Origin of the sequence: Pseudomonas sp. FEMGT703P (assembly GCF_002786345.1) — a bacterium.
Lineage (GTDB): Bacteria > Pseudomonadota > Gammaproteobacteria > Pseudomonadales > Pseudomonadaceae > Aquipseudomonas > Aquipseudomonas peli.
In genome coordinates, this window is record NZ_PGCM01000010.1 from 359,732 (window position 1) to 374,249 (window position 14,518).

Annotated in this window: 10 protein-coding genes and 3 pseudogenes; 7 read left to right on the forward strand and 6 right to left on the reverse strand. The window is 58.7% G+C overall.

The window, feature by feature from the left end; all coding sequences use genetic code 11:
- The first annotated feature begins 124 nt into the window (after positions 1–124).
- The 7 genes and pseudogenes from hppD to CUR33_RS20770 all read left to right on the forward strand — a co-directional run bounded on the left by hppD (position 125) and on the right by CUR33_RS20770 (position 7,944).
- Positions 125–1,207, forward strand: coding sequence for a 4-hydroxyphenylpyruvate dioxygenase (gene hppD, locus CUR33_RS15270; protein WP_289240198.1), 1,083 nt, complete (start codon positions 125–127; stop codon positions 1,205–1,207).
- A gap of 54 nt (positions 1,208–1,261) precedes the next feature.
- Positions 1,262–2,401 (forward strand): homogentisate 1,2-dioxygenase, encoded by a 1,140-nt coding sequence (locus CUR33_RS15275; protein ID WP_289240199.1) that lies wholly within the window; start codon positions 1,262–1,264, stop codon positions 2,399–2,401.
- Positions 2,401–3,384 carry a fumarylacetoacetate hydrolase family protein gene (locus CUR33_RS15280; protein ID WP_289240200.1) on the forward strand — a complete coding sequence of 328 codons (984 nt, stop codon included), beginning with the start codon at positions 2,401–2,403 and terminating at the stop codon, positions 3,382–3,384. Before CUR33_RS15275 ends, CUR33_RS15280 begins: the two co-directional genes overlap by 1 nt.
- The gene (maiA, locus tag CUR33_RS15285; RefSeq protein WP_289240201.1) at positions 3,374–4,033 is read left to right on the forward strand and encodes a maleylacetoacetate isomerase; all 660 of its coding nucleotides are present in this window, start codon (positions 3,374–3,376) and stop codon (positions 4,031–4,033) included. The genes CUR33_RS15280 and maiA overlap by 11 nt, the downstream gene beginning before the upstream one ends.
- A 123-nt stretch (positions 4,034–4,156) precedes the next feature.
- Positions 4,157–5,615, forward strand: a pseudogene (locus tag CUR33_RS15290) (sodium-dependent transporter).
- A gap of 427 nt (positions 5,616–6,042) precedes the next feature.
- Positions 6,043–7,086, forward strand: a pseudogene (locus CUR33_RS20765) (methyl-accepting chemotaxis protein); the annotation flags it as partial.
- A gap of 144 nt (positions 7,087–7,230) precedes the next feature.
- Positions 7,231–7,944, forward strand: a complete 714-nt coding sequence (locus tag CUR33_RS20770) for a methyl-accepting chemotaxis protein (protein WP_448703176.1) — start codon at positions 7,231–7,233, stop codon at positions 7,942–7,944.
- A 78-nt stretch (positions 7,945–8,022) separates the two neighbouring features.
- Here CUR33_RS20770 and CUR33_RS20775 read toward each other — a convergent pair whose 3' ends face one another.
- From CUR33_RS20775 to CUR33_RS20785, 6 genes and pseudogenes are all read right to left on the reverse strand, one after another.
- Positions 8,023–8,886: a methyl-accepting chemotaxis protein gene (locus tag CUR33_RS20775; RefSeq protein WP_420875469.1), complete on the reverse strand. Its 864-nt coding sequence runs from the start codon at positions 8,884–8,886 to the stop codon at positions 8,023–8,025.
- Positions 8,878–9,630: pseudogene (locus CUR33_RS20780) on the reverse strand (HAMP domain-containing protein); the annotation flags it as partial. The gene CUR33_RS20775 and the pseudogene CUR33_RS20780, both read right to left, overlap by 9 nt.
- Before the next feature lie 90 nt (positions 9,631–9,720).
- Positions 9,721–10,800 (reverse strand): metal-dependent hydrolase, encoded by a 1,080-nt coding sequence (locus CUR33_RS15305; protein ID WP_289240203.1) that lies wholly within the window; start codon positions 10,798–10,800, stop codon positions 9,721–9,723.
- Positions 10,801–10,880: 80 nt separating this feature from the next.
- The gene (locus CUR33_RS15310) at positions 10,881–12,800 is read right to left on the reverse strand and encodes a putative bifunctional diguanylate cyclase/phosphodiesterase (RefSeq protein ID WP_289240204.1); all 1,920 of its coding nucleotides are present in this window, start codon (positions 12,798–12,800) and stop codon (positions 10,881–10,883) included.
- Positions 12,801–12,805: 5 nt separating this feature from the next.
- On the reverse strand, positions 12,806–13,321 hold the full coding sequence (locus CUR33_RS15315; protein ID WP_160087118.1) for a hypothetical protein: 516 nt from the start codon (positions 13,319–13,321) through the stop codon (positions 12,806–12,808).
- Between the two features lie 167 nt (positions 13,322–13,488).
- Positions 13,489–14,370 carry a methyl-accepting chemotaxis protein gene (locus tag CUR33_RS20785; RefSeq protein ID WP_448703177.1) on the reverse strand — a complete coding sequence of 294 codons (882 nt, stop codon included), beginning with the start codon at positions 14,368–14,370 and terminating at the stop codon, positions 13,489–13,491.
- Positions 14,371–14,518 lie beyond the last annotated feature (148 nt).

A 14,518-nucleotide genomic window follows, 5' to 3' on the forward strand; every position in this document is an offset into this window, starting at 1 on the left:
GAAAGCCTTGGCCAAGCCTGGGGCGGGGCGCTCTGGGCCTGCTTGTTAGCGGGCCTGCGCTCGGTTGTTATGAGGTCAATCCCGCTGACGCAGCGGCTGATCAAAACAACAACGAGGAGGCGCAATGAACGCCGTGAACAAGATCGAACAGCACAACCCTATCGGTACCGACGGCTTCGAGTTCGTTGAATACACTGCGCCGACCCCGGAAGGCATCCAGCAGCTGCGTGAGCTGTTCACTGCCATGGGCTTTACCGAAACCGCCAAGCACCGCTCGAAAGAGGTCTGGTTGTTCCAGCAGAACGACATCAACTTTGTGCTTAACGGCAGCCCCACCGGGCATGTGCGCGAGTTCGGTCTGAAGCACGGCCCGAGTGCCTGCGCCATGGCTTTCCGCGTGCAGAACGCCGCTCAGGCCGCCGCTTATGTAGAGTCCCAGGGTGCCAAGCTGGTGGGTAGCCACGCCAACTTCGGCGAGCTAAATATTCCCTGCGTAGAGGGCATCGGCGGCTCCTTGTTGTATCTGGTGGACCGCTATGGCGACAAGACCATCTACGACGTCGATTTCGAGTACATCGAAGGCCGCACGCCGAACGACAATTCGGTTGGGCTGAAAGAGCTGGATCACCTGACCCACAACGTCAAACGCGGGCAGATGGACGTGTGGTCAGGCTTCTACGAGCGCATCGCCAACTTCCGTGAGATCCGCTATTTCGACATCGAAGGCAAGCTCACCGGCCTGCTGTCACGCGCCATGACCGCGCCGTGCGGCAAGATCCGCATCCCGATCAACGAGTCGGCCGACGACAAGTCGCAGATTGAGGAATTTATCCGCGAATACCAAGGCGAGGGTATCCAGCATATCGCCCTGAGCAGCGAGGACATTTACGCCACCGTGCGCAAGCTGCGCGCCAATGGCGTGGATTTTATGGTCACCCCCGGTACTTACTACGACAAGGTCGACACCCGCGTGGCCGGGCATGGCGAGCCGACGGATGTACTGCGCGAACTGAGCATCCTGATCGACGGCGCGCCGGGCGATGACGGCATCCTGCTGCAGATTTTCACCAATACTGTGATTGGCCCGATCTTCTTCGAGATCATCCAGCGTAAGGGTAACCAGGGCTTTGGCGAGGGCAACTTCAAGGCGCTGTTCGAGTCCATCGAGGAAGACCAGATCAAGCGCGGCGTGATTTCCGCGGACTGATAGCGGGTTCGGCCCCGCAACCGGGGCCGGGTTTATCCACGATGGAGTTCTGTTATGAGCCGTAACTGGATCAGTTTTCCCCTGCGTGAAGGCGAGTGCTCGCGTCAGGCGCACTGCGACTTTCCCGAAGGTACCTACGAGCGCGAGATGGGCCGCGAAGGCTTCTTCGGCCCCACGGCGCACCTGCACCACAAGCATCCGCCCACTGGCTGGATCGACTGGCAGGGGCCGCTGCGCCCCCATGCGTTCAACTTCAATGATATTTCCAGCGAGCGTGATTGCCCGCTGGCAGCGCCGCTGACCCTGCATAACAGCGATGTGAAGCTGCGCGTATGGAAAACCCACGGCGCCATGCGCCATCTGGTGCGCAACGCCGATGGCGATGACCTGCTGTTTATTCATGAGGGAGCAGGGCACTTCTACTGCGACTTCGGTCATTTGACCTACCGCGACGGCGATTACTTGCTGATTCCACGCGGCACCGCCTGGCGTATCGAGGCCAGTGAGCCGACCTTTATGCTGCTGATCGAAAGCACCGACGGTGCCTATCAGCTACCGGACAAGGGCCTGCTCGGCCCGCAGGCGATCTTCGATCCGGCGGTGCTCGATCATCCGCGCATTGATGAGGCCTTCAAGGCCCAGCAGGATGAAAACACCTGGCAGATTCGCATCAAGCGCCGTGGCCAGATCAGCACCGTGACCTATCCCTACAACCCGCTGGATGTGGTCGGCTGGCATGGCGACAACACCGTGGTGCGTCTCAACTGGCGCGATATTCGCCCGCTGATGAGCCACCGTTATCACTTGCCGCCCTCGGCGCACACCACCTTTGTGGCGAATGGTTTTGTGATCTGCACCTTTACCCCACGCCCAGTCGAGAGCGACCCCGGCGCGCTGAAGGTGCCGTTCTATCACAACAACGACGACTACGACGAAGTGCTGTTCTACCACCGAGGCAACTTCTTTAGCCGCGACAATATCGAGCAGGGCATGGTCACCCTGCACCCGTGCGGCTTCCCCCACGGCCCGCATCCCAAGGCGCTGAAAAAGGCGCAGACCGATCCGGCGACCTTTATCGATGAAGTGGCGGTGATGATCGATACCCGCCGCGCCCTGGAAGTCGGCGAAGCCGCCGCCGGAGTGGATGTTCCCGAATATGTGAATTCCTGGCGTGCGCCGGGCAAGGAATCCTGATGAAACTCGCATCACTGAACCAAGGCCGCGACGGTGTACTCGTCGTGGTATCGCGCGACCTCAGCCGAGCCACCGAAGTCCCATCGATTGCCGTTACCCTGCAAGCCGCGCTGGATAACTGGACAGCGGCCAAGCCCAAGCTGGAAGCGGTGTATCAGCGTTTGAATGATGGCCTGGAAGCGGGCGCATTTGCCTTCGATCAGGCGGCCTGCCACAGCCCCTTGCCGCGTGCCTATCACTGGGCCGACGGCAGCGCCTACGTCAATCACGTGGAGCTGGTGCGCAAGGCCCGTGGCGCCGAAATTCCGGAAAGCTTCTGGCATGACCCGCTGATGTACCAGGGTGGCGCCGACTGCTTTATCCCACCGCACAGCCCAATCCAGATGGCGGACGAGGCTTGGGGCATCGACCTGGAAGCCGAAATTGCGGTGATCACCGATGACGTGCCGATGGGCGCGACCGCTGCCGAGGCCGCTTCACATATCCAGCTGCTGATGTTGGTCAACGATGTATCGCTGCGTAACCTGATTCCCGGTGAGTTGGCCAAGGGCTTCGGTTTCTACCAGAGCAAACCGTCTTCTAGTTTCTCGCCGGTGGCGATTACCCCGGACGAGCTGGGCGACACCTGGCGCGACGGCAAGGTGCATCGCCCGCTGGTCTCGCATATCAATGGCGCGCTGTTCGGTCAGCCGGATGCCGGCGTTGACATGACCTTCAACTTCCCGACCCTGGTCGCTCACGCCGCCAAGACCCGGCCGTTATGCTGCGGCACCATCATCGGTTCCGGTACCGTGTCGAACTACGACCGCAGCGCGGGTTCTTCCTGCCTGGCAGAGAAGCGCATGCTGGAAATCATCGAGAGTGGCGAGGCGAAAACCCCGTTCCTCAAGTTCGGTGACCGGGTGCGCATCGAGATGTTCGACGCCGCCGGCCATAGCCTTTTTGGCGCGATCGATCAGGCGGTGGAGCGCTATGAACACTGAGTTGACGCTCTACGGCTACTGGCGTTCCAGCGCAGCCTACCGGGTACGTATCGCACTGAACCTCAAGGGTTTGGCCTACCAGCAAGTGCCGGTGCACTTGGTCAAGGACGGTGGCCAGCAACACTCGGCCGAGTACCAGGCGCTAAATCCGCAGGAGCTGCTGCCGTTGCTGGTGGACAAGGGTAACGGCGGGGTACGCATCGCCCAGTCGCTGGCGATTCTCGAATACCTCGATGAGGTGTTTCCGACGCCGGCGCTGCTGCCCAGCGATCCGGCGCAGCGTGCCCAGGTGCGTGCCCTTGCCCTGCATATTGCCTGCGACCTGCATCCGCTGAACAACCTGCGGGTGCTGCAGTACCTGACCGGCGAGCTTGGGGTGGGCGAGCCGGCCAAGGACGTTTGGTATCGCCATTGGCTGCACAAGGGCCTGGCTGCGGTCGAGGCTGGGATGGCGGTATTCAATGATCGCCTGTCACTCGGCGAACGGCCCGGATATCTGGAAGCCTGTATGGTTCCACAGCTGTATAATGCGCGCCGTTTTAACTGTGACCTTGATGCGTACCCGCGCATCCTCGCCATGGCGGCGCGTTGTGAATCTCTGGATGCCTTTAAACAGGCGGCGCCGGAGGTGCAACCCGACGCCCAGTGATCCCAGCCGGCTTCGCCGCCGCTAGGGTCAGGCGAACCCGGCTCCATAAAAGCCTTGCCACTCCGCCGCGCCACAAGCGCTGCGGGTTCTATTTCGTCACAGATAAAAACAAACAGGTGACGCATGACCCGTGAAAAACCGAAGAACCTCTGGCTCTCGCGCTGGGGCTTTATTCTTGCTGCAACCGGCTCCGCTGTGGGCCTGGGCAATATCTGGAAATTCCCCTACATCACTGGCGAATACGGCGGTGGTGCGTTTGTACTGATGTACCTGGCCTGCATCCTGGCCATCGGTATTCCAGTGATGATGACCGAGATCGCCATTGGCCGACGCGGCCGTGGCAGCCCCATTGATGCGATTGGTCGGGTGGTCAAGGAAAACGGCGGTAACCCGCTGTGGAAGGCCGTCGGCGGCATGGCCATGCTGGCCGGTTTTATGATCCTGTGTTTCTACGTGGTAGTGGCCGGTTGGGCCTTTGCCTATACGTGGAAGATGCTCGACGGCTCCTTGGCTGCCACCAGTGTCGAGCAGTTGGGCGGGGTATTCGAAGCGCATAACGCCAACCCATGGCAACTCGGTGGCTGGAGCGTGTTGGTGGCGCTGCTGACCCTGTGGATTGTCGGCAAAGGCGTGCAGGCTGGTGTCGAGAAAGCTTTCCGCTGGATGATGCCTGGTCTGGCTGTAATGCTGATCGTACTGGTCGGCTATGCCTTCACCAGTGGCAGCTTCAAGGCCGGCTTCGATTTCCTGTTCACCTTCGATGCCTCGAAAATTACCGGCGAAGCGTTGCTGGCGGCTCTGGGCCATGCCTTTTTTACCCTGAGCTTGGCTTCTGGGGCGATTCTCACCTACGGCTCCTATATTCCTGACGGCCAGTCGATTACCCGTACCACCTTTATGGTGGTGGTCTGCGACACCTGCGTGGCGCTGCTGGCGGGGCTGGCGATCTTCCCGATCATCTTCGCCAACGGCATGAGCCCGAGCGCGGGGCCTGGCCTGATCTTTATGAGCCTGCCGCTGGCCTTCCAGCAGATGCCGTTCGGCACTGTCTTCGGTGTGTTGTTCTTCGCCATGGTATCGGTGGCGGCGCTGACCTCGGCCATCTCGATGATCGAGGCACTGGTTGCCTATCTCAACGAGAAACACGGCGTCAGCCGGATCAAGGCCGCTGCCGCTTCCGGTGCGGTGCTGCTGGTGATCAGCCTGCTGGCGATGCTCTCGTTCAACCTGCTGGCCGGCTGGACGCCGCTGGGCAAGAACTTCTTCGACTGGCTGGATTACCTGACTTCGCGCTGGATGATGCCGCTGGGCGGGATCTTTATGGTGCTGCTGGCCGGTTGCCCTGCGCGATGAAATCATGCGTGATGAGCTGAACCTGCCGCCGCTGGGCTATGCCCTCTGGTTGTTTATGGTGCGCTACGTCAGCCCGGTGCTGATCATGGTGGTGTTCCTCCACGCTCTGGGCTGGTTGATGTTTGACCCGATTGCCCAGTGGTACTGGATTGCTGGCGCCATTGGCTTGCTCGCGGTGCTCGGTGAAGTGCTGCGACCACGAGTCGTACCGGCGCTTGCCGGGCGTTAATCACGCCAAGCTGAGCCGCAATAGATAAGGGCGCACGGGCAAAAGCCGTGCGCCCTTTTTCTTACTTACAGATTGGTTCGCCATAACCTTGGCGCGGGCTTTTTGGCGATAAATCGCCACTCTCGGTAAGGCATCAGCGGAAACATGCCGATAAACCGGGTTATCCGCAGCTTTCGACCTTTGGCTTTATCTCGCTGAACAACGGTCAACGGCTCTGGCTCGGGCCTTGGCGCTGATACCTAAGCCCGGCTCAGGCCTCTGGCGCAAGGGTTGCAATAAAGCGGGGCTAAACTGCCATCAGTTGTTCATGAGCTTGCCTAGGCCGCCATCACGCCGCCTTGCTGCGCTCGATAATAAAAACGGAGTTGTTGCTATGTCCTCTTCTGCCGCGCGTCTGTTCGCCGATCTGTCTGTCGGAAAAAAGCTTATGTGTGGCTTCGGCCTGGTGCTGTTGCTCACAGTTGCCGTTACCGGCAGTGGCTTTCTGGCCGTGCAAGCCGTGTTGGATGGGCATGCCAGTACCAGTGGTTTATCGGCAATCGATGCGCAGGTGTTGCAGGCGCGCCGCGCCGAGCGTGATTTTGCTCTGCGGCAAAGCAGCGAGGCTGCAGCGCAGGTGCATGAGCAGCTGGATCGTGTCAGTTCTGCAGTCGCCCAGCAGTTGGCCGCCGCATCCAGTGCCGATCAGGCGCGTCTGCAAAGCATGCAGCAGGCCATCGACGACTATCGCCGCCAGTTCGACAGCTTTGTCGAGCAGCAGAATAATGCCCGCGCGGCGCGCACGCAGATGCGTGAAGCGGCGGGTGAGGCACGTGACCAGTTTGATGTGATCGAGCTGGATATGTATGACGCCGTGCGTGAGCTGCGCCTGGAAGGTGACAAGCTGCGCGGCAGCGACCCGCTGACTCTTGCGGAAACCGCCTCGGGCCTGAGCAAACGCATGCTCGACCTGCGCGGCCATGAGAGCCAGTACATCATCGATGGCTCGGCCGAAGCCCTGGAAGAGTGGACCTATATCAATGACGACCTGCAAACCGTCGCACGCAGCTTGATGGTTTGGCTGGATGACGATCAGAAAGGCGCCATCGAAACGGCTTTGAAGGCGTTGACCCTGTATCAGCAGGCATTCACTAATTACCAACAGGTACGCGGGCAGAGCCAGCAGAGCGAAGTCGCTATGGTTGAACGTGCCCAGGCGGTGCTGGCATTGGTGGATGAAGCCAAGGTTCAGCAAGAGCAGGCCATGGCCGCGGACAGCCGCCAGGCCATGCTGTTGCTCGGCGCGATGGGCATTGCTGCGGTGATTATCGGCATGCTGGCGGCGCTGATTATTTCCCGCCTGATTGTTGCTCCCCTACAGCAGACCGTGGTGTTTGCACAGCGCATCGCCGCTGGCGACTTGACCCACGACCTGCCGCAGGATCGGCGTGACGAACCGGGTCAGCTGATGGCCGCCATGCAAGTGATGAGCATGAGCCTGCGTACCCTGGTTGGGCGCATTGGCGGTGGCGTCAGCCAGATTGCTGCTGCCGCCGAGCAGCTGTCGGCGATTACCGAGCAAACCAGCGTTGGTGTGCAGAACCAGAAGATGGAAACCGAACAGACCGCCACCGCTATGCATGAAATGGCTGCAACCGTGCAGGAAGTGGCGCAGAACGCCGAACAGGCTTCTCTGGCCGCCCGCGCCGCCGATCAGGAAGCGCAACAGGGCAACCAGGTGGTGCTACAAGCTGTCAGCCAGATCAGCAGCTTGGCCAGCGAAGTTGAAGAATCTGCCGAAGCGATTGCCGCGCTGAATCAGGAAAGCGCTCGAATTGGCGGTGTGCTGGAGGTGATTCGCAACGTAGCTGAGCAGACCAATCTGCTCGCATTGAATGCGGCGATCGAAGCCGCACGGGCTGGCGAGCAGGGGCGTGGCTTTGCTGTGGTAGCCGATGAGGTCCGCGCCCTGGCTAAGCGCGCGCAGGACTCTACCGAAGAAATTGAAGGGCTGATCGCCAGCTTGCAGCGCCTGGCCAAGGGCGCCGTGGACAAGATGGACAGCAGCCGTAATCTGACCCAGCGCACTGTCACTCTGGCCGGCGAAGCTGGCGCTGCACTGGGCCGCATCACTCAGGCGGTGAGCACCATTGAGCAGATGAACCAGCAAATTGCTGCGGCCGCGGAAGAGCAGAGCGCGGTGGCGGAAACCATCAGTGAAAGCGTGACGCGGGTGCGCGATATCGGCGAACAAAGCGCCAGTGCCAGTCAGCAAACAGCAACATCCAGTGCCGAACTGGCGCGCTTGGGCGTTGAGTTGCAGGGGCTCGTGGCGCAGTTCCGCAGCTAATTGACCTGCAAAAAACCACCGAGCGGTTGGGCTCGGTGGGCTGATCAAGGGTATTGAGTAACCGGCTCAGTGCGTGGCTCAGGTCTGAAATTGCAGTACTGCGTTCTGCATGCTGCGCGCAACGCGGTCGAGACTTTGCGCCGCATTGGCCAACTCATTGACGGTGCGGCTGTTTTGTTGCGACATCTGCGCGATATGTTCGACTTGCTGTGCCACTTCACTGCTGGCACGGCTCTGCTCGTTGATGGTTTGCGATATTTCTTCCACCACTTCAGCTGCACGGTGCGCGCCGCCACGGATTTCGTTGATCGACTCACCGGCTTGACGAGCCAGCGCCACGCCATCACTGACCCGAGTGACACCCGTCTGCATGCTGTTCACTGCCTGTTCGGTGCTGCTGCGGATGCGTTCGATCATCCCGGTGATTTCCTGGGTCGATTGCGCGGTACGTGCGGCGAGGTTACGTACTTCATCGGCTACCACGGCAAAGCCACGACCTGCTTCACCCGCGCGAGCAGCCTCAATGGCCGCGTTGAGTGCGAGCAGGTTGGTCTGCTCGGCAATGCTTTTGATCACCTGGATGATCGAGTGAATTTCTTCCGATGATTCGCCCAGCGCGGTGATGGTGGCGCTGGATTCATTGACGGCTTCGGCGATCCGGCTCATACCATCGACCACGCCCATGATGACCTGGCCGCCGTTACTGGCGAGGTGTTCAGAGTGCGAAGAAATTTCCTGAGCATTGCGTGCATGGCCGGCAATTTGTTCGATGTTTTGCATCATCTGTTCCATCGCGCCAGCCATGCTGCTGGCGCTTTGTGATTCTTCTGTGGTGCTGTGCACGATGCTCTGCGAGGCACCGTTGAGGTTGCGCGCTGTTTGCTGCAACTGCTCACCTTCCTGCCGAATGTCATCAATCATTTGCCGAAGGTTGGTTTGCATATCCGCCAGTGCTTGCTGCAGCTGTCCGGCTTCATCGTTACTGTCGATGGTGATGGTGCTACGCAGGTTGCCTTGAGCAATATTGCGCGCCACTCCGATGATTTTCTCCAGTGGGCGCAAAACGGCTTTCATCAACTGGGTGGTGAGCAGGCACAGCAGGCAGCAGACCATCAGAATGCCGCCAATCAGCAACCAGGCTGCCTGTTGCACGGCGGCCTCGCCGTCACTACGGGTTTTTGCCGAGTGCGTTTCGATCAGGCCGCTGAGGGCTTCGTTCTTTTCTTCCAGGTCGCCAAAGCTGGCATCGAAGGCCGCCATCTGTTGCCGTGCGGCCTGTGGGTCAGTCAGAGCCAGATTGACGATGCCCTCGGCCTGCTGAATGTAGCTGGCCAGGGCCGGCTGCGATTGGCTGATGGCCTGGCGAATATCCGCACTGAGCGGCAGTTTGGCGTTGTCATTCAGGGTACGGGTAAACCATTCGCTGTGCTCGCGCAGGTCATCGCGTACTTGGGTGACCGCCGCGCTGTCGGCGGGGTCGATATAGAAGGCTGCGAGTACATCGGCGCGCAGGGCGTCATGCATCATGTCGCCTTCCAAGTGGTTGCGCAGGGCGCTGACGCTCAGCTGATTCTCGTTGAGGGCACTGGCCAGGCGGGTTTGCCCCCAGAAACCAATGCTACCCAGCAGGGTGGCTGCGAGCACGCTGATAGCACCACAGGCGATCATTTTCTGCCGGATATTCATGGCTAGACTCCAACGGATAGAGGTTGGAGTTCAGCCTAGACCATGCGCAGCATCTCTGTAGGGCCGGCCTATGCAGGCCGGCAGGCTCGGTTATGGCAAGTCGCTGCTGGCCAGCGGCACTTTACGTAACTCATCAGCCCAGACCAGCAGCGGTACTTGTACCTCAGGCTGCCAGATGCGCGCCCAGAGCAGCTGCAGGCGCGATACATCGCCGCGTTCTACCGGCAGGCGCTGGATGTTGTCATGTACGCGCCATTGGCCGTTTTCCAGGGTGGCGAAGTCGAAGCGGAAGGGGTGGAAACCGGTCATGCCCAGGCGGATATCGGTCACGACCAAGTGATTGCCGAGCTGGTCATAGCGCAGTACACCATCGGTAAACCAGGCCAGCCGAGCATGCGCTGGCGAATCTGCTAGTGCCGCTGTCAGGTGCGTCCCCCGAGGGATGCGCTCGAGCATCGGTGGCGTATCGTCAAACCAGCTGACCAGCGCCTCGTGGTAATCGTCGCCATCCAGAACGATCACCCGCCACAGCAGGCTGTTAAACGGCGTGGTGGTGCTGAAGATTTGCTGAGCTTCGATGCCCTGACGCGCAAGTTCGGCTTCCACGCGTTGCTCGGCCATGTACTTACCCGCGACGGTAAAACCCAGGTAAAGCGAAGAAACCAGCAAGGCCAGTGCGGGCGCCTTGGTGGCCGTCTTCTGCCCAGTGGTGTCGCGTAAGCCATAAAGCAGCCCGAGCGCCACGGCGATGCACAGTGGCACGGTGTAGAGCGGGTCGATAATAAAGATGCTCGACCATGCAGTTGGCACCGGGGTTAGCGGCCAAAGCAACTGGGTGCCGTAACTGGTAAAGCTGTCGAGCAATGGGTGGGTAATCAGCACCAGCCATACCGTCACGAACAGACGTTGGGAGGAATAACCAGGGTGGTTGCGAAAGCGTCGTGTGATCCACGTCAGGAACAGCGCGAGACCGGTGAGGACAAACAGCGAATGGCTGAATCCCCGGTGATAGGTCATGTCAGCCACGGCGTCGCCATAATCGATGACTACATCCAGATCTGGCAATGTGCCGAGCATGGCGCCATAAAGCAGCGCCTTGCGTCCCTGCCAACGACCGAGCAGTGCGCCCTGAATAGTGGCGCCCAGTACCGCCTGGGTTATCGAGTCCATGACTGATCTCTGAATTAAACAGGCGGCTAAATTAGCCGAACGTCCAGGTTTTGGCAGCGGCTAATTTTCAAGCAAAGGTTTCAGTGGCGCACGTGATGATCATGCACTTCTTGGGCGCTGAAGAGTAGCTGCGGGCGGTTTTCGCTATACCAGGCGATCAAGCCAGGCAAAGCCATCGGCCTGCCGTAGAAGTAGCCTTGGGCATAGTCGCTGCCAAGCGAGCGAATCTGCTGGTCATCAGCACTTTCTTCAATGCCCTCACAGATGACGCTGAAATTGAAACCGTGACACAGCTCGATAATGCTGCGCACAACCCTCTGCATTTGCAGATCTTGGCTGATGCCCTGGATAAAGGATTTATCAATTTTTATGCGCTGCACTTTTAAGCTGCTGAGGTAGGAGAGCGAGGAGTAACCGGTGCCGAAATCATCCAGTGCAATATCAACGCCTAGTGCATTTATCTGCTGCAGAATGCCTTGGCACTCATTGAAATTGGCCACAGAAATCGACTCGGTCATTTCCAGCAGCAACTGATCTGCGCTTATGGGCGCATCTGCTAGCCATTTGGCCAGGCTGTTAGGTAAGCGTGGGGTGAACTGGGAAGGCGATACGTTGATAGAAAAGTACAGATGCTCGCGCATCTCGTCCGGCAGTTTATAAAGATCCTGCTTCAGTCGTTGCAGCAACCAGCGGCCAAACGGTAAGCCAAGCTGATTATTCTCGGCCAGTTCCACGACTTCCAGCGGCGAGATGTAACCCATGCTTGGATGGTTCCAGCGCAGCAACACCTCAACGCCCATGACATCTTGCTTGAGCCCGAGAATCGGCTGGTAATGCAGCGCCAGGCCGGGGAACGTGCCATTTATGGCGCGGCGTAGATCGCTCAGCAGCTGCTGACTGCGCAGATAACGGTTGTTAATTTCTTCATCGAATACCTTGAGCCCACGGGTGTGGCTCAGGCGCATTTCGCGTGTAGCAAGCGTTGCGCAGTAGTAAAGCTTTTCGATGCTGTGGGTATTGTCGCTGTTGAATACGACGCCAATGCGGGCGTTGACCTGAAAAAGCTGCTTATCACTCTGGAAGTCAAAGCTCAGGGCTTTTGTCAGCGCTTTAAGGGTTTCAATGACCAAGTCAGCAGGGAAGCGTTCACTAAACGTCATAAGGAACTCATCACCGCCAACGCGCGCAATAAAGCTGCCTTCGGGTTTTAACTGGTTCAAGGTCTGGCCAATTCTTTCCAGTAGGCGATCGCCTGCCTCATGGCTGATGGTTTCGTTGACCGTGCGAAAGTTGTTCATCTCGATTACGGCAACAGCGCTGTATGCAGTGGGACTCACACTGCCGGTTTGTAGTGCTAATAGGCTTTGGCGGTTGGGTAGCTGAGTCAGGGCGTCGTTGCGCGCAAGAAAGTTGTTGCGACGGCTTTCAAAGAACAGCAGCGACAGCAGGGCTCCGCCGCAAAACAGTAAACCGAGCAGAAGGCCTTGAGTCAGAAAGCGCTGGGCATGAGCTTCATCGACGATACTGGCCGCCTCTGGGCCCGTGAAATTGCGCACAATCAGTCGTCGAATGGGCTGTTGATACTGGCTGTAAGTCGTAATCAATTGCTCGACTTGCTCGCTTGGCTGCAGTTGGGGCGCAAACAGCAGAGCTTCATCCTGTTTCAGCTGGTTCAGTAGGCTTCTTGCCAGCGCGGCGGCATCAAAGCGCTCGCGAATCGCACGGTTTTCTTCACCATTGAGGAAAACTTCCAAACGGTTCCAAAGCAAGTCGTAGTCAAGCTGCAGCTGTTCTGCCAGCAGCTTATCTGCCTGAAATAGCCGCAGGCTGGAGTGAAACTTTAGAAATTCATGCTCAAGCTGGGCTAACGACCATGCGGATAGCTGGATACGGCTGGAGGTCAATTCTGCACTGCGCTGGCTGCTGATAAGTGATGCCGCGATACCAATGGCAAAGCCCAGTGTCACCAACAACAAAAAGACATAACGCAGACGCCGCATCTGAATTACTCACTGATCTGCAGAGATTTGAGCTGCCAGACCATGGCGTGGTGGTGTTCTTCTTTGCGTAACTGCGGATAGTCGTTCAGCGGGTACATGATCCAGATGGGCCCTTTGTCGCGTACACGCATCAATTGCTGATTGCGGCGGGTTGCCAAAATGACCGGGTACTCTAGCGAGGCATCACTGCTGAACTCAGTGCTGTAATCATTGAGTGCTGTTGCACTTATCTTATTGCCTTTGGCGCCCAGGGCTGTGAGCAATTCACTCAGTCTGACACCTGAATAGCTGTCGGTGGTTTCAGTCCAGGGGGTCATGGTGCTGACAACGCTCTGCGGCAGAGCATCCAGGCGTTGCAGGTCAAAATAGGCAGTGCCACTGGGGCAGCAGTCCAGTTCGCCGCTGATAGTGAGTATCAGCGGCCCTGACGGTTGCTCCTGCCAGGAAGTCTCCGCCCAAGGCGCTGAACTGATAGTCAGTAAAACAAGTGTTGAAAACAGGCGGCGAGCGGAGAAGGTCATAAGGTGACTCCGTAGAAGAGGCAGGCACTACTGATACTGTCGCGCTGTAGGATTGTAGAACATAGTGGATGATATCACTGTGCCATTACTCTGCCGAAATCAATAGTGCAAATCGCCCCGCGCATTGGAATCTATGGCCTCTGCGCCAGAGCTCTCCTTGGCTACAGTCATAACTTAAAGAAGCTGACTTTGTCCGTTAGGCGATTGGCCAGGGTGGCCAGTTCACGGCTGGAAGCTGCCACTTGTTCGGAGCCGGAGGAGGTTTCCAGGGTGGCGCTGTGGATGCGGTTGATGTTCTGGTTGACCTCTTCAGCCACCGAACTTTGCTCTTCCGAGGCGCTGGCTATCTGCGCGTTCATTTCGTTGATGGCGGTGACTTCGCGGCGAATCTTGTTCAGCGCAGTCTCGGCCTGACCGGTCTGTTCGACGGTTTGTTGGGCCAGTTGACGGCTGTTGCGCATCACTTCGGCGGCTTTGCCTGCACCTTCCTGCAGCTTGCCGATCATGCCGCGAATTTCCCGGGTGGAATCCTGGGTACGGGTAGCGAGGGAGCGTACTTCGTCGGCCACCACGGCAAAGCCACGACCATGTTCACCCGCTCGTGCGGCCTCAATGGCGGCGTTAAGGGCGAGCAGGTTGGTTTGCTCGGCAATGGAGGTAATCACCTCGATGATTTTCTCAATGCTCTCGCTGTCCGTGGACACCTGCTGCACGCTTTCGGCGGCGCTTTCCAGGGTGCGCGCCAGGTTCTGGATGGCGCTGGCGGTAGCGCCAACAACTTGATTGCCGGTTGCGACTTCGCTGTCTGCGTTGCGGGTGGCGGAGGCTGCACTGGCGGCATAGTTGGCCACTTCATTGACGGTGGCGGCCATCTGGTTGATGGCGGTGGCCATCTGCTCAGCCTCGCTGGATTGCAGGCGGATCTGTTTATTGTTGCTGTCGGATGTGGTCAGCAGTTGGTCTGAGGCCAGAGTCAATTCGCTGGCGGCTCCGCGTACCTGAGTAATGGTATCAGCCAGGTGTTTGACCATGTCCTGCAGGGCGCCCATAACGCTGTCCGGATAGTGGGTCTGGATGCGTTGATTGAGTTCGCCATTGGCCAGACGCTGAATAATCTCGGCGACTTTGTAGGGTTCGGCGCCCAGCGTGGATTTCAACTTGTTGATGATGATCAGTGACACGCCAATGCTCAGCAGT

Coding starts and splice junctions, on each gene's coding strand:
- CUR33_RS15310 (WP_289240204.1), bottom strand. CDS start 12,800: ATGCGGCGTCTGCGTTATGTCTTTTTGTTGTTGGTGACACTGGGCTTT.
- CUR33_RS20775 (WP_420875469.1), bottom strand. CDS start 8,886: ATGCAAACCAACCTTCGGCAAATGATTGATGACATTCGGCAGGAAGGT.
- maiA (WP_289240201.1), top strand. CDS start 3,374: ATGAACACTGAGTTGACGCTCTACGGCTACTGGCGTTCCAGCGCAGCC.
- CUR33_RS20785 (WP_448703177.1), bottom strand. CDS start 14,370: ATGGGCGCCCTGCAGGACATGGTCAAACACCTGGCTGATACCATTACT.
- hppD (WP_289240198.1), top strand. CDS start 125: ATGAACGCCGTGAACAAGATCGAACAGCACAACCCTATCGGTACCGAC.
- CUR33_RS15280 (WP_289240200.1), top strand. CDS start 2,401: ATGAAACTCGCATCACTGAACCAAGGCCGCGACGGTGTACTCGTCGTG.
- CUR33_RS15305 (WP_289240203.1), bottom strand. CDS start 10,800: ATGGACTCGATAACCCAGGCGGTACTGGGCGCCACTATTCAGGGCGCA.
- CUR33_RS20770 (WP_448703176.1), top strand. CDS start 7,231: ATGCATGAAATGGCTGCAACCGTGCAGGAAGTGGCGCAGAACGCCGAA.
- CUR33_RS15315 (WP_160087118.1), bottom strand. CDS start 13,321: ATGACCTTCTCCGCTCGCCGCCTGTTTTCAACACTTGTTTTACTGACT.
- CUR33_RS15275 (WP_289240199.1), top strand. CDS start 1,262: ATGAGCCGTAACTGGATCAGTTTTCCCCTGCGTGAAGGCGAGTGCTCG.